Annotated in this window: 31 protein-coding genes; 7 read left to right on the top strand and 24 right to left on the bottom strand. The window is 33.1% G+C overall.

Annotation, left to right across the window (positions count from 1 at the left end; translation table 11 throughout):
* The first annotated feature begins 379 nt into the window (after positions 1-379).
* Entirely contained in the window at positions 380-1,684 is a 1,305-nt protein-coding gene (gene secY / locus AC0L0O_RS10815; RefSeq protein WP_000490126.1) for a preprotein translocase subunit SecY, read from the top strand.
* Positions 1,685-1,702: 18 nt separating this feature from the next.
* On the opposite strand, the gene AC0L0O_RS10810 is transcribed toward secY, so the two are convergent.
* On the bottom strand, positions 1,703-2,728 hold the full coding sequence (locus tag AC0L0O_RS10810) for a DnaA N-terminal domain-containing protein (RefSeq protein ID WP_000700996.1): 1,026 nt from the start codon (positions 2,726-2,728) through the stop codon (positions 1,703-1,705).
* A gap of 134 nt (positions 2,729-2,862) precedes the next feature.
* On the bottom strand, positions 2,863-3,780 hold the full coding sequence (locus AC0L0O_RS10805) for a DMT family transporter (protein ID WP_000234357.1): 918 nt from the start codon (positions 3,778-3,780) through the stop codon (positions 2,863-2,865).
* A 146-nt stretch (positions 3,781-3,926) separates the two neighbouring features.
* On the opposite strand from AC0L0O_RS10805, the gene pdxR reads away from it, so the two are divergent.
* Both pdxR and mle read left to right on the top strand, forming a co-directional pair.
* Positions 3,927-5,360, top strand: a complete 1,434-nt coding sequence (gene pdxR, locus AC0L0O_RS10800; RefSeq protein WP_000706754.1) for a MocR-like pyridoxine biosynthesis transcription factor PdxR — start codon at positions 3,927-3,929, stop codon at positions 5,358-5,360.
* A gap of 359 nt (positions 5,361-5,719) precedes the next feature.
* The gene (gene mle, locus AC0L0O_RS10795) at positions 5,720-6,583 is read left to right on the top strand and encodes a BCA family alpha/beta fold macrolide esterase (protein WP_000136584.1); all 864 of its coding nucleotides are present in this window, start codon (positions 5,720-5,722) and stop codon (positions 6,581-6,583) included.
* Positions 6,584-6,647: 64 nt separating this feature from the next.
* On the opposite strand, the gene AC0L0O_RS10790 is transcribed toward mle, so the two are convergent.
* Both AC0L0O_RS10790 and AC0L0O_RS10785 read right to left on the bottom strand, forming a co-directional pair.
* A complete protein-coding gene (locus tag AC0L0O_RS10790) occupies positions 6,648-6,983 on the bottom strand; it encodes a hypothetical protein (protein ID WP_001257753.1) in 336 nt (111 codons plus the stop codon).
* An 11-nt stretch (positions 6,984-6,994) separates the two neighbouring features.
* Positions 6,995-8,164: a ParM/StbA family protein gene (locus AC0L0O_RS10785; protein WP_000025611.1), complete on the bottom strand. Its 1,170-nt coding sequence runs from the start codon at positions 8,162-8,164 to the stop codon at positions 6,995-6,997.
* A gap of 210 nt (positions 8,165-8,374) precedes the next feature.
* Here AC0L0O_RS10785 and AC0L0O_RS10780 point away from each other — a divergent pair, with 210 nt between their 5' ends.
* The gene (locus AC0L0O_RS10780) at positions 8,375-8,779 is read left to right on the top strand and encodes a hypothetical protein (protein WP_001015814.1); all 405 of its coding nucleotides are present in this window, start codon (positions 8,375-8,377) and stop codon (positions 8,777-8,779) included.
* 44 nt (positions 8,780-8,823) lie between these two features.
* On the opposite strand, the gene AC0L0O_RS10775 is transcribed toward AC0L0O_RS10780, so the two are convergent.
* The 7 genes from AC0L0O_RS10775 to sleB form a co-directional block, all read right to left on the bottom strand.
* Positions 8,824-9,360, bottom strand: a complete 537-nt coding sequence (locus tag AC0L0O_RS10775; RefSeq protein ID WP_000158242.1) for a DUF1697 domain-containing protein — start codon at positions 9,358-9,360, stop codon at positions 8,824-8,826.
* Positions 9,361-9,376: 16 nt separating this feature from the next.
* Positions 9,377-10,444, bottom strand: coding sequence for an aromatic acid exporter family protein (locus AC0L0O_RS10770; RefSeq protein WP_001082726.1), 1,068 nt, complete (start codon positions 10,442-10,444; stop codon positions 9,377-9,379).
* Between the two features lie 107 nt (positions 10,445-10,551).
* Positions 10,552-11,049 (bottom strand): GNAT family N-acetyltransferase, encoded by a 498-nt coding sequence (locus AC0L0O_RS10765; protein ID WP_001020861.1) that lies wholly within the window; start codon positions 11,047-11,049, stop codon positions 10,552-10,554.
* 25 nt (positions 11,050-11,074) lie between these two features.
* Entirely contained in the window at positions 11,075-11,431 is a 357-nt protein-coding gene (locus AC0L0O_RS10760; protein WP_000976538.1) for a hypothetical protein, read from the bottom strand.
* Positions 11,432-11,543: 112 nt separating this feature from the next.
* Positions 11,544-12,140 (bottom strand): YhcN/YlaJ family sporulation lipoprotein, encoded by a 597-nt coding sequence (locus tag AC0L0O_RS10755; RefSeq protein ID WP_000697991.1) that lies wholly within the window; start codon positions 12,138-12,140, stop codon positions 11,544-11,546.
* Between the two features lie 26 nt (positions 12,141-12,166).
* Complete coding sequence (gene ypeB / locus AC0L0O_RS10750) at positions 12,167-13,507, bottom strand: germination protein YpeB (protein WP_000943701.1); 1,341 nt, start codon at positions 13,505-13,507, stop codon at positions 12,167-12,169.
* Between the two features lie 15 nt (positions 13,508-13,522).
* Positions 13,523-14,224, bottom strand: a complete 702-nt coding sequence (sleB, locus tag AC0L0O_RS10745; RefSeq protein WP_369825431.1) for a spore cortex-lytic enzyme — start codon at positions 14,222-14,224, stop codon at positions 13,523-13,525.
* Between the two features lie 205 nt (positions 14,225-14,429).
* Here sleB and AC0L0O_RS10740 point away from each other — a divergent pair, with 205 nt between their 5' ends.
* Entirely contained in the window at positions 14,430-14,762 is a 333-nt protein-coding gene (locus AC0L0O_RS10740) for a YqzG/YhdC family protein (RefSeq protein WP_001228777.1), read from the top strand.
* Between the two features lie 112 nt (positions 14,763-14,874).
* Here the strand turns inward: AC0L0O_RS10740 and AC0L0O_RS10735 are convergent, their stop codons facing one another.
* The 4 genes from AC0L0O_RS10735 to kynU form a co-directional block, all read right to left on the bottom strand.
* Positions 14,875-15,792 (bottom strand): serine hydrolase domain-containing protein, encoded by a 918-nt coding sequence (locus AC0L0O_RS10735; protein WP_000346240.1) that lies wholly within the window; start codon positions 15,790-15,792, stop codon positions 14,875-14,877.
* Positions 15,793-15,908: 116 nt separating this feature from the next.
* Positions 15,909-16,748, bottom strand: a complete 840-nt coding sequence (gene kynA, locus AC0L0O_RS10730) for a tryptophan 2,3-dioxygenase (protein WP_000661968.1) — start codon at positions 16,746-16,748, stop codon at positions 15,909-15,911.
* Between the two features lie 33 nt (positions 16,749-16,781).
* The gene (kynB, locus tag AC0L0O_RS10725) at positions 16,782-17,411 is read right to left on the bottom strand and encodes an arylformamidase (RefSeq protein WP_000858056.1); all 630 of its coding nucleotides are present in this window, start codon (positions 17,409-17,411) and stop codon (positions 16,782-16,784) included.
* A gap of 2 nt (positions 17,412-17,413) precedes the next feature.
* A complete protein-coding gene (kynU, locus tag AC0L0O_RS10720) occupies positions 17,414-18,700 on the bottom strand; it encodes a kynureninase (protein WP_000276287.1) in 1,287 nt (428 codons plus the stop codon).
* 159 nt (positions 18,701-18,859) lie between these two features.
* Between kynU and AC0L0O_RS10715 the strand changes: the two genes are divergently transcribed.
* Positions 18,860-19,471 carry a TetR/AcrR family transcriptional regulator gene (locus tag AC0L0O_RS10715; RefSeq protein ID WP_000799611.1) on the top strand — a complete coding sequence of 204 codons (612 nt, stop codon included), beginning with the start codon at positions 18,860-18,862 and terminating at the stop codon, positions 19,469-19,471.
* Between the two features lie 148 nt (positions 19,472-19,619).
* Here AC0L0O_RS10715 and AC0L0O_RS10710 read toward each other — a convergent pair whose 3' ends face one another.
* From AC0L0O_RS10710 to AC0L0O_RS10675, 8 genes are all read right to left on the bottom strand, one after another.
* Entirely contained in the window at positions 19,620-20,078 is a 459-nt protein-coding gene (locus AC0L0O_RS10710; protein WP_000006418.1) for an SRPBCC family protein, read from the bottom strand.
* Positions 20,079-20,230: 152 nt separating this feature from the next.
* On the bottom strand, positions 20,231-20,464 hold the full coding sequence (locus AC0L0O_RS10705) for a YczI family protein (protein ID WP_001080068.1): 234 nt from the start codon (positions 20,462-20,464) through the stop codon (positions 20,231-20,233).
* A gap of 136 nt (positions 20,465-20,600) precedes the next feature.
* The gene (locus tag AC0L0O_RS10700) at positions 20,601-20,858 is read right to left on the bottom strand and encodes a DUF3977 family protein (RefSeq protein WP_000873829.1); all 258 of its coding nucleotides are present in this window, start codon (positions 20,856-20,858) and stop codon (positions 20,601-20,603) included.
* A 110-nt stretch (positions 20,859-20,968) separates the two neighbouring features.
* Positions 20,969-22,819 (bottom strand): sigma-54-dependent Fis family transcriptional regulator, encoded by a 1,851-nt coding sequence (locus tag AC0L0O_RS10695; RefSeq protein WP_000881411.1) that lies wholly within the window; start codon positions 22,817-22,819, stop codon positions 20,969-20,971.
* A 124-nt stretch (positions 22,820-22,943) separates the two neighbouring features.
* Positions 22,944-23,117: a hypothetical protein gene (locus AC0L0O_RS10690; RefSeq protein WP_000525551.1), complete on the bottom strand. Its 174-nt coding sequence runs from the start codon at positions 23,115-23,117 to the stop codon at positions 22,944-22,946.
* 17 nt (positions 23,118-23,134) lie between these two features.
* Positions 23,135-23,473 (bottom strand): NIPSNAP family protein, encoded by a 339-nt coding sequence (locus AC0L0O_RS10685; protein WP_000499977.1) that lies wholly within the window; start codon positions 23,471-23,473, stop codon positions 23,135-23,137.
* A 27-nt stretch (positions 23,474-23,500) separates the two neighbouring features.
* Positions 23,501-24,043: a GNAT family N-acetyltransferase gene (locus tag AC0L0O_RS10680; RefSeq protein WP_473785750.1), complete on the bottom strand. Its 543-nt coding sequence runs from the start codon at positions 24,041-24,043 to the stop codon at positions 23,501-23,503.
* A gap of 12 nt (positions 24,044-24,055) precedes the next feature.
* Positions 24,056-24,826, bottom strand: a complete 771-nt coding sequence (locus tag AC0L0O_RS10675; RefSeq protein ID WP_000493621.1) for a DeoR/GlpR family DNA-binding transcription regulator — start codon at positions 24,824-24,826, stop codon at positions 24,056-24,058.
* Positions 24,827-25,076: 250 nt separating this feature from the next.
* Between AC0L0O_RS10675 and AC0L0O_RS10670 the strand changes: the two genes are divergently transcribed.
* On the top strand, positions 25,077-25,574 hold the full coding sequence (locus AC0L0O_RS10670) for a lipoprotein (RefSeq protein ID WP_000836192.1): 498 nt from the start codon (positions 25,077-25,079) through the stop codon (positions 25,572-25,574).
* A 48-nt stretch (positions 25,575-25,622) separates the two neighbouring features.
* On the opposite strand, the gene AC0L0O_RS10665 is transcribed toward AC0L0O_RS10670, so the two are convergent.
* Positions 25,623-26,279, bottom strand: coding sequence for a DUF4085 family protein (locus AC0L0O_RS10665; protein ID WP_000873334.1), 657 nt, complete (start codon positions 26,277-26,279; stop codon positions 25,623-25,625).
* Positions 26,280-26,303: the final 24 nt, after the last annotated feature.

Genomic DNA, 26,303 nt, shown 5'->3' with positions numbered 1-26,303 from the left:
ATAAAAAATACCCTGCCACTTTTATACTAAATAACATAATAGAATTCCTTTCATCGCCCTAGCAAATTTCTTGAAATACAATAATTAAAAGCATCCTTCTTTCGATTATCATTAAATAAATGTAAAAAATGACCCTATTCATTCATTTTTCATGCGTATGTATGTACATTTGTTAATTTATTCGATATATTATGTGTATTGAATGATTACGAAAAGCTTATAGGTCGCTAAAAACACCTTATATTTTTATATCCGTGAAAACTACAAAATGTATAAAATTCCATTTGTCAAATGAATTTAATGCGGAAGGAGGTTTGTGGTTACTTCATCGGGATATAATAATCAGTTTTAAACTGATAAAAATATAGGAGGCGACATAATGTTTCGTACGATTTCAAATTTCATGAGAGTAGCTGAGATAAGAAGGAAAATCCTTTTTACATTAGCGATGTTAATCGTTTTTCGAATTGGCACGTTTATTCCAGTTCCTCATACTAACGCAGAGGTATTAAAAATACAAGATCAAGCTAACGTTTTAGGTATGCTAAACGTATTTGGCGGAGGAGCATTGCAACACTTCTCAATCTTTGCTGTAGGTATTACACCATATATTACAGCTTCCATCATAGTACAATTACTACAAATGGACGTTATACCAAAATTTTCGGAATGGGCAAAGCAAGGAGAAATGGGCCGTAAGAAATCAGCTCAATTTACTCGATACTTTACAATCATTCTCGCATTCATACAAGCCATTGGGATGTCTTATGGCTTTAATAATATAGCAGGTGGACAATTAATAACAGATCAAAGCTGGACTACATACTTATTTATTGCAACAGTTTTAACTGCAGGTACTGCATTTTTACTTTGGTTAGGTGAACAAATTACCGCTAATGGAGTAGGTAATGGTATTTCGATGCTTATCTTCGCAGGACTTGTAGCAGCGATTCCAAATGTTGCGAATCAAATTTATTTACAACAATTTCAAAATGCAGGCGATCAATTATTCATGCACATCATAAAAATGCTCTTAATTGGTCTCGTAATTTTAGCGATCGTTGTTGGGGTTATTTACATTCAACAAGCTGTGCGTAAAATACCGATTCAATATGCAAAAGCTGTTTCAGGAAACAATCAATATCAAGGAGCAAAAAACACTCATTTACCTCTAAAAGTAAATAGTGCTGGTGTAATTCCAGTCATCTTTGCTTCCGCATTTTTAATGACGCCGCGTACAATTGCGCAGCTCTTCCCTGATTCAAGCGTATCAAAATGGTTAGTTGCAAACCTTGATTTCGCACATCCAATTGGAATGACACTATATGTAGGTCTTATCGTTGCTTTTACATACTTCTATGCATTTATTCAAGTGAATCCTGAACAAATGGCAGAGAATTTGAAAAAGCAAAATGGATATGTACCTGGTATTCGTCCTGGTAAATCAACAGAACAATATGTAACGAAAATTTTATACCGTTTAACATTTATCGGTGCAATTTTCTTAGGTGCAATTTCAATTTTACCGCTTGTATTCACAAAGATTGCTACATTACCACCTTCTGCACAAATTGGTGGTACAAGCTTACTGATCATTGTCGGTGTGGCACTTGAAACAATGAAAACGTTAGAAAGTCAGCTTGTAAAACGTCATTATAAAGGGTTTATAAAAAAAGCGAATTAAGTAAAAAAACACAGTTGGTTATTTTTCCAACTGTGTTTTTAATTCTACTGCATCTAATTTTTCTACTAATGTACCAATGACCTTTTCCAAGTTCATTATTTTTTCTTCTAACGCTCGAATACGTTTATTGCTCTCGTCTACATCATTATATTTTAAACTGTTATTAGAGACTTTGAACTGCTCCCCTAATTCGGAAGTGATATCTTTAATTGTTGATTTTTCATTATTACTGGTTGTATTTGATTTTAATTCAAATTGAATTTCATATGTATTTCCAGTTAACTCTTTAGCTATTTGCGAAATTAAATCTTTATAAGACTTTTTAAGCCACTCTTGTTGGAATTCGTTTTCAAAATAAATGATCAATGAATCTTCATTTATTCTAGCTGTCGTTTCTTTGACCCAAGTTTCATATGACGGTCTCGAAATTTTTAATTGTATTTTATCTTTTATTTTATTCCAAATTGTTTTTGATTCCTCTTGTCCGGAAGTACGTTGATTATTTTTCACGTGATGAACCTGTGCTTTAGAAGTAGCGCTTGATTCTATTTCGAACCAAATTTGATATTCTTCATCAGTAATTTTCTGTACGGTACTTGAAATTATATTTTTATACTCCCCTTCAAGCAAATCACGATGAAACGCATCTTCACAAAAGATTATTACTTTATTATCTTCTATCGTAGCGTTTGTATTTCTAATCCATGTCATAAATGTTTTCTCTGCTATTTTAGGTCTTAATGCTTTCTTTACTTCATCCCAGCTACTAAGCTTTTCTTTTTGGACATCTTTCAAGTTAGAAGGTTCGCCATTACATAGATCAAACTGAATTTCAAACGTCGTATTAAACATTTCTCTTAATGTATTAAATACTAATTCTTTATAATGAGATTCTAACCAGTCACGTGCAAATTCATTTGGACAATAAATTGTTAATATATCATCCTCTAAATAAACAGTAGTATTAGTAAACCAAGTTTCATATGATGGTTTTGAAATTTGCGGTCGAATTTTTCCCTTTACTTCAGTCCAATTTATTTTCATAATAACTCCCCTCTTCTTACAGATCTCTTTCATATAGCTTAATAATATTATGCCTTTCCAATAAATAAAGTCAATCCGTATCATGAATAAAATGAAAGCAGCCCTCTTTTATACAAGGCTGCTTCTTTATACAACTACATTTCCTTCTCAAATAATCTCCCTTGTTTGAAATAAGTACGGAGTGTGGATCGATTAGCTAAAAATACACCAACTAAAATGAAACAAGCACCTATTCCCATTATAGGGTTTAAAGGTTCTCCTAATATGATGTATCCAACTATAATAGCAATTAATGGTGAGACATATAACCAAGTTGACGGGAATACAGGATTTGTTTTTGATAAGAGCCAGTAATATAATCCGTGCCCACCAATTGATCCGATAAATATGAGATATAAAATAGGCCACTGTACACTCCATAAAGCTAATACAGTTACATTCGGTTGTTCTACTATGAAGGATACGATTAGTAGTAAAACTCCTCCGTAAAACATTTGAATACCATTTATAAGAAATGGCGATACACTTTGTAAATCCGAAAGTATTTCTTTTGAGCGAATAGAGCCTATTCCGTAAAATAACTCTCCTATTATTAATACAAAACAAGCGATACTCCATATGAAACTTATTTCTTGGTGCATTCCAGGTAAAGAAACAAAAACAACACCTATTAGTGCAATAATTAAAGCAAGAAGTTGTTCCTTTTTTAATTTTGTCTTATTTCTCTTTGTCTGTAACAACAAAATCATCATAGGCCCTGTAGCAGATAGCACAGCAGCTAACCCTGAAGAAATATATTGTTCTGCCCAATATAATGTTGCGAATGTCATAAATGTTAAGCAAAAACCAGCATATATAATTCGTCTTGAAAATATGTGTGGCATAATTTCTTTTCGTTTTAGCTTAAATATAATCATTAAGATTACTCCTGCTAAAAAGAAACGAATTCCCGCTGAAAATAATGGGGGCGCTCCTGCTTCAATTCCGATTTTTATCGTTAAAAATGTTGTTCCGAAAATAATACATACTAAAATATAATTAAAAATGACCATTACTCTTCCTCCTTTTTACTCTTAACATGAGTATAGAAGGTATAGTGTATAACAGTGTATCTATGTATATAACAGTTGCCTAAAATAGTAGTTGATTCTCTTTATATTTTTCGCTTAAATTAAATAAAAACGAAAAAGGTGAAACCATGAAGATTGTACTGCGTAAAGAATCCAACATACCGTATTACAAGCAAATATATATGCAAATCGTTGAAAGAATACAAAGTGGCATGCTTTCGCATGGTGACTCACTTCCATCTTTACGCTCTATGGCCGAAGATTTACAGATTAACCTATTAACTGTTCGTAAGGCGTATAAACATCTGGAAAAGAAAGAATATATACGCATTGAACAAGGTAAAGGTGCTTATATACATAAACATGTAAAAAAAGATTCCAAACAAATTCCGTATAAATGGCAACAAACGAAAACGATTAATGTTATGCGATCTCAATATGCAATGAATCAGCACCGGAAATATTACGATTTTTCACAAGCGATTTTGTATCCTCGTCTATTGCCAAATCCATTCTTGGCAGACGAAATGCATAAAATACTTAATAAAGACAAGATGATTCTAGCAACATATGGGCCAGTTCAAGGAGATTATGAACTACGAGTTGAAATAGCAAATTACTTAAATGAACATCAAAAATTAGTGACAGACCCATCCCAGTTATTAATTACAAGCGGCGCACAACAAGGAATTGATTTAATTGCTCAAACACTATTAAAACCTGGTGATATTGTGTTAGTGGAAAGTCCGTGTTATAGTGCTGCGCTTGATATTTTCATCAATAAAGGGGCTCAAATTATACCTGTTTCTCTAGATAATCATGGGGTTCGATCCGATTTAATCGATGATATTTGTCAAAGTAAAAATCCCGTTTTATTGTATACGAATCCAACTTTCCAGAACCCGACAGGTACAGTAATGAGTAAAGAACGAAGAATGGAACTTATAGAACTAGCGGAGCTATATGAGTTTTTTATAATTGAAGATGATTCTTTCGGAGAAATATATTTTGAAGATGCTATTGTTCCCCCTCCTATCAAAAATTTTGATACAAACGGACACGTACTATATATAAAAGGATTTAGTAAAACGTTAGCACCAGGACTGCGTATCGCATCTCTTATTGCCGATGGTCCTATTTTCGCATGGTTATATGCCGTAAAAGGTTCGATGGATATCGGTAGCCCTTTATTAACACAAAAAGCACTTCTACCGTTTTTACGTGCAGAACGTATGAAACATCATTTAGAAAAATTACGTACAGCTTTACAAATTAGACGTGATATAACGATTGATATGTTATCACCACTTAAAGAAATACAATTTGAAATACCTGATGGTGGCTTTAATTTATGGATTACTCTTCCTAATTCGATAGATCCTTTTACTTTATTACAAAAAGCAAATGAAGTAGATGTTTCTTTTTTACCGGGAACAGCTTGTCTATTACATAACGATATAAACAATAACCAATTCAGGATTAGCTATTCTATGTTAAATGAAAAAGATATGTTGATTGGTTTAGAGAAATTACATGACACAATACGAAAATTTAAGCTATAAAAGCATATGCACAATATCTTTAAGCTAAAAAGTAAATCCCCCAAAACATTTTAGTTTTGGGGGATAATGAAATTTTGAAAGATACTTAATCATTTTTATTCTACTTTCATTACAATTTTACCTCTAACATGTTGACCTTCACTCAAAATATGAGCTTCTCTAACCACCACTTCATTTTCCTTTCCTCCTTGCTGTTTATTTTAATAACATACAATTATTTCTCAAATTTTTTTGCCTTGAATTATCATAAACTTATTTTTGGGGGTAATTATGCAAGAAACAAAGCAAATCTTACACACACCTTAGAGTCATTCAAAATTGTATTTTAAATTAAATTCAAAAGAAATGGAGAGAACTCTATGACTGAAAAGATATTTAAAATAAACGGGATTGATATATGTACAGAAAGCTTTGGGAATCCTAAAAACCCAGCTATTTTATTAATTATGGGTGCAACATGTTCAATGATTTATTGGGATGAAGAGTTTTGTGAACGATTGGCTAACAGTGGGAAATTTGTTATTCGTTTTGATAACCGTGATGTGGGACGCTCAGTCGCATATGAACCTGGAACTTCCAATTATACAGTTACAAATATGGCTGAAGATGCAATTGGGGTACTAGATGCTTATCATATTAATCAAGCACATCTATTTGGGATGTCTTTAGGTGGTATGATTGCTCAAATTGCTGCTGTAAAACATCCCGAAAGAGTTTTAACGTTAACATTACTAGCTACAAGTATCATAGGCTCTGACAATAATACGCGCGATTTACCACCGATGGATGAAAGAATTTTAACACATCACGCAAATGGCAAGCATTTAGATTGGACAAATGAAAATGTTGTAGCAGAATATTTAGTTTCAGGGTCCCGTCTATTATGTGGGTCAAAACGAACATTTGATGAAATAAGAGTCTATAACCAAGTCAAACAAGAAATGGAACGAGCTAACAATCTATTAAGCATGTTTAATCACGCTTTACTTCAAGGCGATGATGCATATGAAGGGGTGCTTCACTCCATACAAGCACCTACATTAGTCATTCACGGAACAGACGATACCGCGCTCCCTTTTGAACATGGTCTCGCACTTATTGATGAAATTCCTAACTCAGTTCTATTAACCCTTGAAGGCGCAGGACATGAAAATCATCCTGATGACTGGGAAGATATAGTTCATGCTGTTACTGAACATACAGCTAAAATAATAGATAAATAACGAATAAAAGCCCATCACTGTATCCGTATGTATAGTGATGGGCGATACTTATATTTTTCTCTGTTTAAAAAAACGGACAATCTAATTGGTCAACAGCTTCCCATGATTTTTTTTTTATATTATCGGTGGATTTATTTGCTTCTAGTGGTACGTTTTTAAAAGGATTAACTTCAACCTTTAATAAGGATGATGGCTCTACGTATAATGAGAAAACATGGCTACTTGGTATAGCTTTTGACACATCAATATCTCCCACTTGTTTAAAGAGTTGCTGCGCTGCAAAGAAAAAGAAATTGGTTGGGTTTGATTGTTTATTCAGCCATGCAAGCATTTCAGGTGATACTGATTTATGAATATTAATTTTCACTCGATCACCACGTTTATATCGCCTAGATCGCATGTTTCCACCAACTAACTTATCGTTAAGTTTGTAAATCCTAACTCTTTTTGCTTATGCTCTCTATATTTTGGTGAACAAGTGTAGACTAATAATCCACGTGCGTTTGTAAATAATGGATTATCTACAAAAATTACATTTGTTAAACGCCCTTTTTGTTTTAAAATCATTTTCAAGCTATTTTTAATGATAACTGCGCCCCCGCCGTAAATAAATACGTACGGATCGTCTTTCATATCATCAATTTTGTTTATAATATCCGTTGCAACGCGCGCTGCTAAACCTAATAACGCTGGTTGTGATTCCTCAACTAATAATGCATTTCTAGGGTGTTTATCATTTAAATAAATTTGATTGAATTCTGTAATGCTATCAATCGTCTTCGTTGGGTACTTCCGGTTCCATCTCGTAATAATTTGTAGTAACGTTTCTTTCACACCATAAGATAAGCCCTTACTTAGTTGTGGTCGAAAGTTTACGCCTAGTGAAACGACTTCTTCTGTCGTCCCTGCTCCAATATCAAAAGATAATAGTGTTTTATCAACAAAATCAATTTCTGAAACTTTATTTTGTTCACATTCTATTTTATGTTTCACAACATTTCCTTCTTCATCATATACAATGCCCCACGTCCCAGAAGCACCCTCAGGTAGACATTTGCAATATTCGATTGAAATATTAATTGTAACATCACGTCCGTTTGGATAATGGAACACAACCTTATGATTCCCCATATAACGTTTCGCATTTTCCGCAGCTATTTCTTGCGTAATAAGTTGCATAGGAAGAGCAACAGATAAATCATATCGAATATTAATATGGCTAGAAGTTGGGCTTTGACGCATAGCACTTACGGCTAAACCAGATAGAATTGTAATAACCATTAACTCATCAGTTGACTTATTCGATTTCTTCTCAACTTCAGTACCTTTTAATTGATCTTGAATGACTTTTTCTCCAACGATATACCGCACATTATTTAACATTAACGATGGAGAACTAATGGTCACGTCAATGTGATTTTCTAATTCAGATAATGAAACATCTCCCTCATCTAAGAGTCCTGTAGGCTCTCCTATATATAAAGCATATATACTCGGAATAAAAATAGGATCTTGCCCTTTCACCATTAACTTCAAACCATTATTTCCTGCATCAGCACCAGCTTTTAAAAGAATAGACATAACTACCCCCTAAATTAATCTGACATCCCTTCCAAATATATGCGAGCCCATTCTTTTACATTCAAATGTAATGTAATTTTTTATTAATCTTAAAGATAAAATATTGTATTCTTAACCCCTGTATGTAAAAAACATTTGACAGAAAACCTTTCCAATTTTATACTATGAATGTAAAAAGTTTTTTACAAAAATGGAGGTGTCATTTCTAAATTGAACCATAAAAAATTTATTTTCATGATTATCGTTTTATCATTACTTGGAGTGCTTATACATGGGGTTTATAAATACATCACTGAAGGTGAAATTTTAGGTGGCACAATTTTCACTAGCGCTATAATAATTAGCTACCTTATCAATCATATTACATGGGGAGATCCCCACGGTGTATCAAAAGAAAGTCAGGATGAAATGGGACAACAAATTACATATAAAAGCTCTAAAATTGCATATTTTACGCTCGTAGTTGTAATGTTCCTTATATTACTCTTCTCTGAAGGGTTTTCTATGGGAGCTAATTTAGATGGGGTTAAAAACTTCCCTCTTTTTATTGCACTGTGCTCTTCATTCTTTATTTATCCTATCATTGAACTCATTGTAGCGAAACAATATAAATAAAAAGAAGAGGTTTTCTATAGACAGAAAACCTCTTCTTTTTATAGTTATATACTCTCTACAATCGCTTTTAATTTATTCACAGTCCTCCAATTTCTTACTGTAGCTGGTGTATGTATCTTCTGAAACTGGTTCATTAATTTAGAATTTCGAATGCTAGTTTTGAAAAATAAATACACAACTTTTTCATGTATATAACAATCTTCATTCATATTTTTATATATAAGCAACTGATCTTTTTCTTTTTTAGAAAGTTCATTTGCTAAGAAGGCAATATGCATACTTTCCCCTTCTAGCAATGAATCAGCTTCATAAGGGCATATTTTTATAATGTTTGTAAATTCAGCATATGTTCTTAACATAACCGGAACATCAAAACCAAAAACATTTTTAATTTCAGACTGTATTCGTTCCTTTAGAAATGTTATATCTTCCTCAGATTTGAATACGATATTCCCACTTTGAATATATGTTTTCACTTGTTGCAACCCTATTGATTCAAACGCTTGTTTTAAATCAGCCATTTTGATTATCTTATGCCCGCCTACATTGATTCCTCTTAGTAATGCAATATAAATTGTCATATCAATCCTCCGCATTTTAATGAACTGAGCAATTAAGTTGATTTTCACTCTCATATTTCTCGAATATTTGTTTTAATTCCTCTAACATATCATGTATAGATAATACCTCAAATAAAATGATAGATTTGCTTGAAAAATGATGATGATATTGATTCGGTTTACAATGTGCTAAATCATTTTTATTAGTCCAAAATTGCTTATCTAATTCATCAATCAGTTTAAAATGTTCCTCATCTATTTTTTTACAATGATTTCTTAATATAGAAATTATAGAATGAATTGTTCGTCGCAAAATTTCTTTTTCATTTTGTGACCAATCACATGTTTCAATTGGTGCTCGAGCTAAATTATCTATATGATAAATAATTTGCTGTAATAAATGAAGTTGCTTTTGTACAAGTAAAAAGCTTCTCATTTCTTTTTTTGTATGTCGATGGTATTTCCAATCTTTTTGCTCATATTGAACAAATTGTACTGCTTTATGTAATAATACAGTTAATTTAGAAAGATTATAGGTTGTCTCCTTTTTTATAACTTTCCCATCCATTAACGCAGTAAGCCATTCCTCCATAATATTTGCCGTTTTAACAAATAGCTCCTCTGTACATCCCGAAATTGTTTTAACATAATGTGGTGGCAAAATAAAAAAATTGACTACAGTAGACACTATAATACCAGTAGATGTAGTAGCTAATCGAATTAAAAATGCAGTAAAATAATGATCTGCCGTAATGGGAATCATTGCAACAGCAGTTAAAGTTGCGACTAACGTTCCAGCGTGTAGCCTTAGTTTTTGACATGTAACGATTGTAAACATTGCCGCTAACGCATAAGAAAGAGCCTGATGACCTAGGAAAAATGTGAAAGTCATTGCATACGCCGATCCAATTGTTGAAGCTGGAAAACGAACTAGTCCTTTTTTTATAGAATCCGTTGCGGTTGGCTCAATCGTTACAATTGCCGTAATAACAGCAAAAATAGTTGGTATATTGAAAAATTCGCAAACTAGAACTGTAAGAAAAACCGCAATTCCTGTTTTTATCACCCTTCCACCAATAATATTCCATTTTCTAACTCGATTCATTTGTATTTCCTTCATTTCTATTTCGTTTATTTATATATTTTACAACATATATTGTTCTAAATAAAAAAACTTACTACTTTGCTATGCAAGAGTAAGTTTTGTTCTTGTTATTTCATAATAGGTAAATGCATTATAATTTGTTGACCAATTGGTCCCATTCTTCTAAGCCCTTTATCTTGGAAACCAACTTTTTCATATAAATTTTGTGCTGGAATATTTTTTTCATTCACAGCAAGTACAACTTCATTTTTTATCGGAAAATAACGTTGTACAAACTCTTGTAATAATGCCAGTGATTTTTTAGCATATCCTTTCCTTTGTCTATTGTGATTTATAGAAAACGAAGTTAAAAGTAAAGCGTTTTCATTTTCTGTGAATTCCTGTACTCTATCTCCTGTTTGCAATGCAAAAAGACCAACAGGTACCCCATTGTAATCTAAAATAACAATGACATTTTTTGTACGATCATTTTTTGCTTTTTTCAATAATTCAGCTGGGTCCGACGTAAATTGAACTTGTTCACTTGGTAAAATAAATGTTTCTATAACTTCTTTATATTCCTCTTTATACGGAACTAATTGAATCTCCCCTGTATGTATGTTCATGCTAAACTCTCCCATTTTCAACTTATTAACTTAAGCCTTGCTGCACTTTAGAATGTACTTTTCCATCTAAAAAGGTAATTTCAACTAATGCAGTTGGATCGCTTCCCTTCCAAGCAAAAATTTGCTTAATTTGTGTAGAATGTTCTACACCTTCTTCTATGAGTAAATCCCCTTCAAAACCAATTAAATCTTTTACTTCTTTATAAGTCATTCCTTCATTTATATTTGAAAAATGATTTATATTGATAGATTCTTTCTTCTGATTTTCCATCACAGTAGAAGAAGTCGCTGTTTGCTTTTTTACTTCTTTCTTCTGTTCACACGCTGTCATACTGAAACCTAAGCATAAACTACATAATATTAATGTGCTTTTTTTCATCATAACAGTTGTCCCTCCCATCATAATTAAACCATATTTTCCCTTAAAAATAAACTGAATATTTAATATTATATTAAAAAACCCTGCACAATTTAGTACAGGGTTAAGGTTATCTTTATTTATTCAAATGATTATTTGATTGATCATTCTGTTCTTTTCTTAGTTCTTGTTCTTCATCTTTTGGTAATTGTTTATCATTATCTTGAATTGGATTCGTTTCTTTATTTTCAATCATGTCATTTGGAACTTGTGGCATTACACGGCCAACAATTGCTGCTAACTCATCCAGTATACCTTCGCCTGTTTTTCCTTTTTTAATTTGCTTTCCAATTTGTTTCAGTCGTTCGTACGTATCAACATCTGCTACAACAACTGCATTAGCACCATCAGGATCGTTTTTCAAACTTTCTGCAACAGAGTATTTAATGGATTCAACACGAGTTCGATCAAGTTTCGCTTTTACATCAATTCCTACGATAGCATATTTCCCAACTACTACCGCTGTCGCATCATTCACACCTGGCACACTTGCTGCTAAAGATGCTAGATGATCCGCTGCTTTTTCATTTGGCTTATTTGACTTATTCGTATAATTAACATTTTTCATCGAAACATTTTTTTGCTCTGACTTTTCGTTTGGACTATCCTTTTTTCCAATACTACATCCAGTTATTAAAAAACAAACCATTAATAGATATATTAAGATTTTCATTATTCTCACCACTTTACCATTAAAGTTTAATCATAAATTTTTTCAACAGCCTGCATTTTCTTCACTTTTTCTTCTGCTCCGCTATTTGCATTAATGAAGATTTGGTACGTATCTTTCCCTAACGTACCTACAAATTCATAACAAAGTACTTCATTATGCAGATCATTTACTACGACAGCTTTACGTTCTTCCATAACTTTCACATCTGGATTAATTTTCTTTCTTGCTTCTGCTGCAGTTAGTTTTGCTGATGGAACTGTTCGTTTTTGATGTGACGCTAAATATTCTTTTGCGGAGAATCCAACGATAGAACCGTCATCTAAAGCAATTTTCATTTGAATTGCTTCAGGATAAATTCGTACGCCATTCTCATTTACTACATACGTAAATACTCCAACATTATCATATTGTGAGCTATCATAAAGCTCCATATTATTAAACTTATGGTCCTTTAAGAATTTCAAACCTTTACTTCCTGCGTCATTTAAACTAATCTTCTGTTCTTTAATTTCTCGATTATTCATAACCCAAATTGGATATCCGCCTTTTCCGGTAATATCCATATAAAACTCATTATTCGTTGCTTCATCTTTAATTTTCACACTATAGAAAGATTCTTTCGCACCTTTTCCACTTTTCTCAACTTCTACTTTTTCATTTCCTTTTAAATTCAAGAACGATTTTGCGATTTTCGCAGCTTCATCTTTTGAAATTGCTTTTCCTTCTGCTTCAAATCCACCTTTTTTATTTTTTTGTGCACTTGTAAAGGTAGGTCCGAAGTTTGTAGATGAATACGATGTTACATTTTTTTCTACTGTCTTTAGTCCGTCAATAATTGTATTGTCGGCAGGATCACGATTGGATGCGAGTGCCATCTCAACATCCATCCAGCGTAAATTGTTTTTCAAAACAAGATGTTGCACTTTTCTTAGTTCATCTTGTATATTTCCGGCATTTGAGTATAAAGTTTGCAACGTTTTGTATTCTTGAGCATTTAACGGCTCTTTTTCTAGATCACGAATAGCTGCACGGTAACTAAAATCACCGATATTCGCTAAAAATTCTTCCGTTTTATTAAAAGGCATTAATGTTAAAGGAAGTTGCCCTACATCTGAACGAGCTTCAGATGTTAATCTCCATACATCTGCTAATGCAGGTGATAAAGATGCACGTGAATTCATCGCAAGCGTTGTACCAATTTTATCGTGTAATAAATCTACCTCGTACGCTAAATCGTGAAACGCACGTTGATAGCTATTTTCTGCCCGAATTAATACTGCATTCTTCTCTTGATGCTCTTTATAGCCCCAGTACCCTGTGCCGACTACACCGATTGTTAATAATACGATTATAATACCTCGTAACATAGTTCCACCTCCGCTCTATTTACAGAAAATATGTTTCCCGATCTTTTTAATTTGTGGACGAGTCCAAATCCATTTACTTGTTGCAGTATCTGGATTGAAGTAGTACAATGCGTTTCCTGTTGGATCCCATCCATTAATTGCATCTAATACAGCCTTTTTCGCTGTTTCATTTGGCGTTAAATATATTTGTCCGTCTGCTACCGCTGTAAATGCTCTTGGCTCAAAGATTACACCCGAAACGGTATTTGGAAATGATGCACTTGTAACACGATTTAAAATAACCGCAGCGACTGCAACTTGTCCTAAGTACGGCTCACCACGAGACTCTCCATATACTGCGTTTGCCATGAGCTGAATGTCATTTTGAGAATAACCATTTGGAACATTTGTCCCTTTATTTTGAGATGGTTTATTTTCTTGTGCTGTACCACCACTACTTCCTTTATTAGCAGTTGACTTATCATACTTCGTTGCCTTCACGAGCATTTGCTTCGTTTTAGCTCCAGCTAAACCATCAACAGGTAAACCAAATTTCTCTTGAAAATTTCGAAGTGCCCAGTATGTACCCCAGCCGAAAACACCATCCACTTTTCCCGTATAAAATCCGTTATATTTCAAACGAGATTGCAGTTCAATGACATCTTCGCCAGATGCTCCCCTTTGAATGACTTGATTAGAAAAGGCTTCTACATTTTTTAGTTGTATACTACTGACCATTAAAGATAGTCCTATGAACGCAAGTAAAACTGCTATTTTTAAAATAGCTTTTTGGCGCATAAATTTCCCTCCTTAATTACAGAAATGATTTCTTGGTTATGTTTTGTAAAAGGCTCGCTTTTATGTAAAGAAGACAAAAAAATCCAAGCTCATATCGTTGAAAAAATATGTAAACAATATACAAAAAGGATAAAAGGAGTTCATCATGAGGAAATTGTTAAAGCGTGTCGTACTGGTCATTCTGCTCCTAACAACATGTTCAAATATATATACCGGCTCATCAATTGTTCATGCGCAGCCGCCGTATGCGAAATGGGGGAAACTTGCTGTAGAAAAGACGAAAGAACAATACCCGAAAGCTGATATAATTGATTATCTTCATATAGGTAGAAAACCGAAAACCGTTCAAATAACAGTTGAAAAATTTAAATTATGGTTACGTGAAGATGGAAAAGAATATGGTGTTTTTGTGGATGTAGAATTTGAAACGAAGACAGAGAAATTTATTAAGGTGTCGTTTCAGAAGACGAGTAGATAAAATGAAAACCTCACTGTTTACATTATAAACAGTGAGGTTTTCATTTCTAAATTACTTTCAATTGTGAAGAAATGAAACAATTGAACTGGATTGAATGGATTTACTTGTACCCTTACTGAAAATTACAATTCTCTTGTATATGTTCAATAAATAATTTTAATGGAACAAGTCCACGTTTAGGCATATGACTACTTATTACAGCAACTACCTCTAACTGCGGAATGATAACGATATATTGCCCGCCATATCCCATAGCAAAGTACATACAATACGGTATGTGAAATCTTTCGTTATTCAATACCCACCAGTGATATCCATACGCCCCGACATGTTCATACGTTTCAAATAGAGCCATACTTGATTCTTCTAACCATTTTGATGATATGATTTCATTCCCCTGCCAATATCCATTCTGCAAACATAATATACCGAGCTTTAATAAATCTTTAGACTTCATTTTCATTCCGAAGCCGCCGACATGTATTCCTTGCGGATCTTGCTGCCACTCATATTCGGTAATTTCTAATGGATCAAATACATATTTTTTCGCAAACTGTTCTGTCGGCATTCCAGTAGCTTTTTGGATAATGTAACTAAGTAAATGCGAAGAGCCTGAGTTATAATTCATTTTTGTAGCCGGTTCTTCAATCATTGGTTTTTCTAATATGTACTGCACCCAGTTATCCGATTCTACAAAATCATTTGGGAACACTACTCCATTTCCGAACTCTTTCCAATCTTCTCCTGTAGTCATCGTTAATAAATGGTAAAGAGTCAAATCCTGCTTTTCCTCAGATACATTTTCAATCCATTCTGTAATCGGTGTATGTATATCATTTATATATCCTTTATCGATTGCAATACCTATTAATATAGATACAATGCTTTTTGTAATCGAATTTATTTTATATAAGTTATTTGCACATTCGGGTGTTTTATAATACTCAGTTGTTAATTCCCCTTTTTGATAAACAAGAAATGTATTTACTTTTTTCTTTTCAAATTTATTTTCTAGCTGCTTGAAATCCAATACTTTACCTCCAATTAAATCATTACCTAATTTATTATATCTTGTAGCTTTAATTAAAACATACTTGTGTTCAAATAAAAAACAAACCTGCCAGTAATGAACTGACAGGTTTGTTTTTATAATTTAGTGCGAACATTCCAAAGCTCTGGGAAGAAACGTTGATCAAGTACTCGTTTTAAATAAGATACACCAGAAGAGCCGCCTGTTCCCATTTTATGTCCGATAATGCGTTCTACTGTTTTCATATGACGGAAACGCCATTGTTGTAGCCAATCTTCAATATCGATAAGTTTTTCAGCAAGCTGATATAAATTCCAATATTTTTTCACATCCGCATACACTTCAAGCCATGCTGCTTCTACTGTTACATCTTCTTCGTAAGGCTGCGTAATATCACGATTTAACACGTCTTTATGAATTGGGAATCCTTCTTTTACAAGAGCTTGAATTGCCACATCATATAAACTTGGTGCATGTAGTGCTGTATGAAGTCGAGCATGTAATTCTGGATCTTTTTCATAAATTTTTAAGGCATGCGGCGTTTTATAACCAAGTGCATACTCAATCATACGATATTGATACGATTGAAAACCTGAAGCTTGACCGAGCGAGTCACGAAACTCAATGTACTCGGATGGCGTTAATGTCGCAAGAATATCCCAAGATTGAATGATTTGTGATTGAATTTTTGATACGCGTGCTAACATTTTAAAAGCTGGTTGTAATTTGTCTTGTTTAATAGATTCAATTGCTGCGTTTAACTCATGTAAAATAAGCTTCATCCAAAGTTCGCTTGCTTGGTGAATAACGATGAACAACATTTCATCATGGTGGTCTGATAATCTCTTTTGAGAAGATAGTAAACTATCTAATTGTAAATATTCCCCGTACGTCATATTCTCTTTAAAGTCCGTATGAATCCCTTTTTCCATAATTACCTTTTCATTTTCTTTCATATTAGCAAAACGCCCCTTTATATATATTTCTACTTATATTGGTCTAATAACTGCTCGAACTGGACTTCCATCTGCATCTGATAAGGCAAGTGGTAATGCGATTAGTTCGTAATCGCCATCTGCTACATGATCTAGTACGACATTTTCTAAAATGTGTATACCATGTTTAAACAATTGATGATGCGCTGCTAATTCTTTATCATCTAATGGATCAACTGATGGTACATCCACTCCAATTAAACGTATACCTTTTTCTGAAAGAAATGGTGCTATATCCGCACGTAAATGCGGGATTATATCCGGGAATTCATTCGCTTTACCATGTGAAGATGTGCGTAACAACAAGCGTTCTACGCCTTCTAAATGAAATTTCTCTAATTCCTTTTTCCCAATGCTTTCAAGATTAGAAACGTCAATGATTCGCGTAGGTCCGACATAAACTTGAATATCTAAATCTAACACTTTCTTTCCATCATTATCAAAATGAAACGGTGCATCAATATGAGTGCCTGTATGAATACTCATCGTTAACTTTCCGACATTTACTGAGCCACTCTCTTCTTTTGACCATGATACTTCATACGAGAACGGTGTATCCCCTGGCCAAGTAGCAATATCATTATTTAGCGGTTGTGAAATATCAATCCACTCTGATGTTTTCATACTTATGCCACAACCTCTCGCTTATTTTCAAATTGCTTATACTCTTCATCTTTCATAATTTTCTTTAAAATCATAACAGACTGCCATACTTCTTCGTACGTATTATATAAAGCAACTGGCGCAAGTCTCACTCCATTTGGCGCTCTAAAATCTGGAATTACTCCATTTGCTTTTAACGCTTTACATATACGTGCTGCTTCTGCATGCTCTAAATAAATATGCCCGCCTCGTTTTTCATCCTCAAATGGATTTCCAATTGTAAATCCGAAATCTTTTAATTCATGGTCAATCAAATTAAGCATGTATCTTGTAATATGTAAGGATTTTTCACGTAAACGTTCTATACCAGCATCTTTAAATATTTCAAGTGAACCAATTAAAGGTGCAGTACTTAATATGTGCGGTGTACCAATTTGATACGCCCCTGCATGATCAGCAGCTGTTAATGTATGTTCCATATCAAACTGCTTATCTTTTCTAGAACTAAACCAGCCAGACAAGCCTGGAAGTCTATTAAAATGCTTTTTATTTACATAAAGGCCAGCAACACCGCCAGGTCCTGCGTTTAAGTATTTATAATTACACCAAATAGCAAAGTCAACATCCCATTCTTTGAAATGATGCGGAATAGAACCGATTGAGTGACATAAATCGAACCCGATATGAATACCACGCTCATGAGCTTCCGCTGTTAAACGTTTCATATCAAGAATTTGTCCACTTCTATATAGTACAGAAGGCAATAAAATTAACGCGATGTCATCTGTCATTGCTTGAATAATATCATCTTCAGAAAGTGTTCTACCGTCTCGGCTCTTCACTCGTACTAAATGCTCATCTGGATCTAGGCCCTTTAAGCGAATTTGACTTTGAAGTGCATATATATCTGACGGAAATGTTAATTCATCCGCAAGAATTTTTGTCCGAATTCCTTTCGGCTCATAGAAAGTTGCGATTACTTGATGAATATTCGTTGTCGTGGAACCGGTTACAATAGTTTCTTCTGGTAAAGCTCCAATAAGAGGTGCAGTCAATTCACCTAATTTCTCTGAAAGGAAAAACCACGGATGCTCACCCTCGGTCCAGCCGTCAATGCCATACTCTTTCCATGAATCTAGCAAAGTAAGTAATGATTTCTCTGCTCTTTTTGAAAGTAGCCCTAATGAGTTTCCATCTAAATATATTGTTCCTTCTTTTTTATAAAATTCAGTTTGAAAATCTTTCAGTTCATCATGTTTATCACATTCAAGCGCATACTCATAAGTTGGTTGAAATGGTTCTTTATACATGGTGTCACCTTCTCTTAATTTTCTTTTTATTCTAACTAATTGAAATATATCACCTTAGTTGATATAACGTCAATGATATTATGTCAGTTGACTTTATATATGAATTTCTTTTACAATACAGTTATATTTTCAGATAGTTCAGTATAAAGAGGTGATTCTTTGAAAAACACTACTCTTTCATCAAGAAAACACCGCTCCTTAGAAACAAAGAAGAAACTATTACACTCTGGTTACACTATTTTTATTCGTAACGGATTTCAAAAAACGACAATTACACAAATTATTAAACACGCTGAAACCGGTTATGGCACGGCATATGTATACTTTAAAAACAAAGATGATCTTCTCATCGTTTTAATGGAAGATGTTATGAATCAATTTTATAATATCGCTGAGCGCTCTTTTTCGCCTCAAACGACAGGAGAAGCACGTACAATGATCCAAAATCAAGTTAAAGCATTTCTACAATTAGCAGAGAAAGAACGAGCAATTTTACAAGTTGTAGAAGAAGCAATTGGGTTATCAAAAGAGATACGTCAAAAATGGGACGAGATACGGGAACGCTTTATAAACAGTATTACGCAAGATATTACATACTCTCAAGAAAGTGGGTTAGCACATTCTGAATTGAATAAAGAAATTGTAGCACGTGCTTGGTTTGCGATGAATGAGATGTTTCTTTGGACGATTGTGCAAAATGATAAAAAGATCAACCTAGAAGAAATTGTGCATACATTGACGAAAATGTATACGACTGGTTTATATAAATAGCACACGTTCAATACATAAGGTGTGCTATTTTTGTATTGATAAAGAAATATATGAAAGTGCTATTGAGATTTTCAATGAAAAATCTTCAAACAGTAAAAGCGTTACTCATGAGATTGAGTAACGCTTTTACCTTAATATATTTTTAATATTAATCTTCTTTATGATAAGCAGCTTCTACACATTCTGCTAGACGTTCCATTTGTTCCATGGTTAAACCTCGTGAAATCCAGCCTGTTAACTTATATATGATTTTATAATAAAAATTACTAGGTTCATATTCTGAAATTAATGTTAGTGCTGTACCTTCCTCATCTTCTTCTAACATATAAGTCATCGCTGAATAACCTTGCTTCATTTCACTACCTAGTGAAATAATATGGGGTGCATCGTATTCAAGAATTTCTACTTCTGCCTCCAATATTTTCTTACCGACTTTTTGAACAGTAATATATTTATCTCCTACACGTGGATTTTCTTTATCCATATTTGAAGGATAGCGATTTTCTATTATAAACGTATTCCATTCTTTTATTTTTTCATCTTCTATTATATAATCACATACAACATCCATTGGTGCTTTTATTACTATTTCAATTGCAAAACTCATTATACTGCCCCTCTCAAATACCCTATCCATTTCTATTTAACTAAATCATTATGCCATATTTTATATAGTGAAATACAAGTGGAATTTTAATTTTTATTACGAGAATATTTATCGTAATAAGGAAAGCATGAATAAGTCATTTAAATACTTATTCATGCCAAATATTTTACTAACGATACAACAATTAAATATAGCGCAACGAGTAGTAAAACGATACCCACACTTCTATTTTCTTTATTTTTAAAATTTTGCACCCCTAAACTAACTAACATAAACCCTAAAAGCGTTTGTAAAATTAACATACTCAGTTCCGAAGTAGCATTCCAACTATAAATGGAATACCCCATTATAATAATTGCAAGTAAAACAGTTACAATCCTATTCATACGCAAATCCTCCCTTTTTAAAAAGAAACCGCTAAGTTTCCTTAGCGGTTTTATTAACAATTAATATTTAGTAAAAGTGCTTTTCATGAATTTGATATAAGTCAAAAGAATTTCCTGGTCAATATAACTTCGCATGTTAGCCCACTTTTTCTTTATCCAGTCTACTCACAATTCCAAAAATAAATTTATATTCAATCCTCCTCTTTTTAACCTTTTTAAATCCTTCTTTCGTATCTAAAATTAAACACGTTTTCCGAAACCACATTCGTACATATAACGACTCAAAATAAATAGGTTTTATAATTCCTCGTTCTTCAAATTCAGTTCCATCTTTATTTTCAGTTTCTGTTCGAACGAACCACCTATTTCCGAAGCCGATTTCAATATACTTCATATAAGCCCCTTCCGGAAATTAATTTCTAACTATTCTATTATTTCCCCGGTAAGCGCACATTCCGACAGAACATGAGCTCACAAAGAAAAAGTAGATTACAAAAATCTACTTTATAACTTATATTTTTGCATTCGTTTATAAAATGTACTTCGAGGTACATCTAACAGTTTTGCAGCTAACGAAACATTTCCGTTCGTCTTTTCTAGCGCTTCAATCATGCTATCACGCTGTATTTTTTCACGGAAATTCAATGTGTTCTCTGTTTTATTTTCTGTTTGCAATTCAAGCTGATGTTGATTTCTCATCATTGTTTGTAATAAAAAAGAGATTTGTTTTTCGCATATTTCCCGTCCTTGCGACAAAATGTAGATGCGTTCTAATGCATTTAATAATTCTCGAATATTTCCGGGCCATGTATGCTGAGAAAATTGATTACAAATACTTTTTGGAAATACAACATTCCAATTCTTTCGTTTGCAAAAGTGTTTTATGAAGTACGGAATATCCTCTTTTCTTTCTATTAACGATGGAACATATAGCGGATAAACATGTAAACGATAATATAAATCTTGACGGAATTTCCCTTCTTCTACTAATCGCAATAGATCTTTATGTGTCGCAGTAATAATACGAATATTAACTGGCACCTCTTTTGAACTGCCAATTGGGGTTACTGTTCTTTCTTGTAAAACACGTAATAATGCTACTTGCATCTCTGGAGGCACTTCACCAATTTCATCTAAAAATATTGTTCCTCCGTCTGCTTGTTCGAATTTCCCTTTATATCCTTGACGCCGTGCACCTGTAAACGCTCCTTCAGCATAACCAAACAATTCACTTTCCATTAATTCTTTCGGTAATGCACCGCAGTTAACAGCTATAAAAGGACCATTTTTTCTTGGACTATTTTCATGAATCGCTCTCGCTACATATTCTTTTCCTACACCTGTTTCACCACAAACATATACACTTGCATCAGTTGGTGATACAAGCTTAATTTCTTCTAATGTATGTTGAAATGCATCGCTTGTCCCAATTACTCCAGGGAAAGTGATGCCATTTATAAATAGGGAAGTTGAAAATACTTTTTCTTGTTTATTTTCCTTTACATAAATACATTTCCCAATCATTCTATTATTACTGTATACTGGAACTTCTAATTTAGTTTTCAATCCATAGTACATTAAATCTTCAAGTTTCATTCGTGACCAATTAGTTACTCGTTCCCGAATCCTCTTGCTTGCAGAAACGATAACATTACGATGATTACAAATTACAACTTGTTCATTACTGTCAATTACATCTAAAAAACGATGGATTAAATGCAGTTCATTTTGATGTACTCGAATACTACATTCACGTTCAATCGCATGTGCAATCGAAGTTACCATTCCGAGCATATATGGATGCGAAAATTCAATTGGACAGGAGAAATCTAGAACACCAATTAATTTCCCATCATCGTTATGAATGGGAGCAGCCGCACAGCTCCAGCTATGAGATGCGACAGAATAATGCTCTGTACCACTTATCATAATAGCCTCTTCAATCTCAAGCGCTGTTCCTATTGCATTTGTACCAACAGCTGCTTCCGTCCATTTCACACCTTCAATGAAGTTAATATGTTTTGCTCGTTTCAATGTTTGTTCATTTCCACTTAACGATAGAACGTAACCATCTGGATCAATTAATAATGCCATCATTTGCAATTCATCAATGGTTTTTCTCATATTTTGTATTTGAGGTATTGCTATATCTAAGAAGATTTCACTCTTTTTCTTTTGGTCTTGAAAAATATTAGAAGACAAAATTTTCTGACCTTTATTCATATGAGGATTCACATTTGCTTGTTTACATCGATACCATGACTCTGAAATTCTTTCGTTTATACGGTTCGAATCAAGGACTCCTTCATCAACAAACTTTTTCCATGTATGTAAGTAAAACGGTGAAGCTAACATTGTATCATCTCCCTATTTATTGTTTTGGAGATCTGTAAAAAACATACCTTTATTATAAAACTGAATAAAAGCGTTTTCAATAAAACTAGAAAGACGACACAAATATGTTAATAATTTGAATATCTTAATGCGCTTCTTTATTCTTTTTTAGTAGCACTATGTTTTGTATAATGGACGCAAAAAAAATACATAACCAAAACCACATTTGTGGATTACCGTTTATAAAGAAAATAATTACGGCTATTGCAAATAAAATAGTAGATGCTACACTAAAATATAATTTTGTTTTCATTCCCACTATCTCCCACCTCTCTATCACTTTACAGTACATACTAACTCTTCGTTTTTCATCTCTACTATGTACTCCTGTAAAACATATTCTCTTCCGCCATGTTTTTCATACCATTCATGTATTTTTCTAATATGCTTCTCGTCATTTCTAATCTTTGATTCTATTTCTTTATACTGTTCATAACTATCATATTCCCATATGGCAAACACTTCAGTCGTACCATTCTTATTATCTTTCATCCAGCGTCCTATTAGCCTGGAACCATACTTTAACTGATTAGGTAAATTCGTGTTATTAAAATGCCCATTAAATATTTCTACAAATTCATTCTTTACTATATAGTACTTTCTTCTGTAAAACATATATTTTCACCTCTTTTATGAACAGACTCAAATACACCTTCCCATTACTACCGTATTATAATACTTCCCACCCGACAGCCTTTTATCATTTTTTAAAATACCTTCTACTTCAAAACCTAACTTTTTATAAAGCTGAATGGCTTTTTCATTTGTCTCTAATACTTGTAATGATATCTTTTTAATCTCATTTTCATCAGCCCAATGAATAGATTGTCCCAATAGACTCTTACCTATTCCATATCCCCAAAATTCTTTTAAAATACAAACACCAAATTCTATTTTATGAGATAATCTCTTTAAATTTGACCCTTCGCATCTTGAAAATCCAACGATTCGATCATGTACTTCTGCAACTAAAAACAGGTTCTTACTCTCTTCACTATCTGTTTTTATTATGTTTTGAAATCCTATCTTATCTATAAATCCCTCTCCAGCTTCTCTATCCATATTTTCAGTTTCTCCATCGATCTGAACTCTAATTTCCGATAACTGTTCCGCATCTGTTTCAGCTGCAGAACGAATTGTATAAGTTAGTCCATTTATATGAAATTCTTGTCTTTTTATAATCATTTCAAACTCCTTTTAAACGTAGTCTATTGATGCTATTACAATTTCTTTACCTTGTTTCTCAAATTCTTGAATTGTTTCTTTACTAGCCTCCGAATCTGTTATTATAAGATCAATTTCAATCAGTGACTCTCCTTTTATAAAGTAGTCTATTCCAAGTTTATTATGAGGAGCTAAACAAATATTTCTTCTAGCAATCTTACTTACTGTTTTACTAAAAAAAGCAACTTCCGGCGTTGCAGTACTTATACCGTTTAATGAAATACCATCACCTGTAGAAAAATTAAGATCAATAGAAAATCTACTTATTAACTCTGAAGCAAGTGTATCTGTCATATTTCCTGATGGTTTCACCATGCCACCAATTAAGTACATATCGATGTTCTTATATTCCTGTAACGTACTAGCAATTTCTAAAGCATTCGTAATAACTGTAAATGATGTTTCAGGTAAATATTTTAACATGGCATAATGAATAGAAGCTCCACCAATAAAAACGGAATCTCCTTCTTGTATATAAGAAGCTGCGATTTTTGCAATTGCGTCTTCATATACAGAACCATTACTATAACGTTTCAATGGCTTGGTAGCTAAATTCCTTACTCTAGCAAGTTCAATTGCTCCTCCATGTGTTCTTTTTAACAAGCCATCCTTCTCCATAATAGACAAATCTCTTCTTATAGAATCGATAGACATATCGAAACTTTCCGCAAGATCCTTTGCAATTACCCTTCCATTTTTCTTAAGTAATTCTAAAATTTTCTCTCTACGCTCTTCAGTAAACATGTGTCCACCGCCGTTATTGAAGATTCTGAAATCTTATCCTTATTTTAATTATATGCATGTCTCTTCCGCTTTACAATATTTTCAATTCTTATTCACTCCGTTTTATTCAGCTTTTTCCCTCTTTCTATTCTCTTAACTGGATAACTAAATAAATGTATATTTATATATTCCACAAACACACTTCCATTTACCTTCCTATTGATGTAAAATTATTCCTATGTTTTACTTTTTAACACAGAAAGGAATTACTATGAAATCTATAATGAAAGTAACTTGTACAGCACTATTATTTACAGGACTAATGGCAGGATGTAATGGGAATACTGCACCAAAACAAGAAAAGAGCGCTATTGAAAAGAATGCAATGCACTATGGGGAAATAGTTAAAAACGAATACTATAGAGCAACTGTTGAAAATGCAAAGTTTGAAAAAATAGATAAAGAACGGCGCATTACTACTCGTGTTATGATTAATAATGTTCGAGACGATGGACAAACTATTGATCTTTCGGAAATAAAATATTTCATACAAGATGAAAAAACTGGTCAGAAATATGAAGGTGAAGCTCATCCGATATATGACGAGCACTATAAAAATGTTCCACACGAATTCTCTTTAACTACTGACGTTGTATTTGAACTGAAAACTTCACCAAAAGATTTAAATAATATGTATCTATACATAGATAGCAAAGCTGCACCGTTAACAGATACATATTGGAAGCTGGATCATTTAGTATCTAAATAAAAAACAGTCAAATACGACTGTTTTTTATTTGTAGAGTTATAAAGTTTACTAGTTATCTATTTCCAGCAATACATTTTTTGCACAAATCATCACTTCTTCAAATGGACAATCAAATAAAACCCCTAGTTCAACACCATCTTCAGCAAGATCTATTTCATGACATAACCACCAAGCACCTTCAAAATTTTCTGGAATAGAACATTTTGAAACTCCTGTAAAAGTTACTTTTAGTTTATCAAATTCATTAAAAGTACCGCTGCAATCTAAAGTTATAATTATCGTATCTTTTGATCTTCTCTCAACTGATGTAACTTGACTGTCATGTAGTGAGTATTCATATAGTTGAACGACATTCTGCGCGAGTCTTTCTTTTATAGAATTATAATTATCTTTATAAGCTTGTTCTAAATCATCCATTCTTTTCTCATAATCCTCTGTCCATTCAAGCATAAGTTTCTTTAGTTTTTCCGATGGGTATTCTGAATTAATTGTATTATCATGAATGTACGGATGTAGTGACTTAGGTAGAAACTTTAATAAATCTTCTTTCTTTTCTTCCGCATCTTCTCTTAAACTTTGCTTATAATCCATTCCTATCTTTTCACTCTCTCGCAACATCTCTTCCCATTCTTCTACTGTTTCTGAGAAGTTTAAAAATCCAGACACTTGCATTTCTTTATACCAATCTTTATTAAAATACTTCAAAGACTTTCCCCCTAAAATATTTTA

The organism is Bacillus sp. GS3m_15504 (assembly GCF_055825275.1).
The sequence above is the reverse complement of the archived record's forward strand: the minus strand, read 5'-3'. Positions and strand labels throughout refer to the sequence as shown.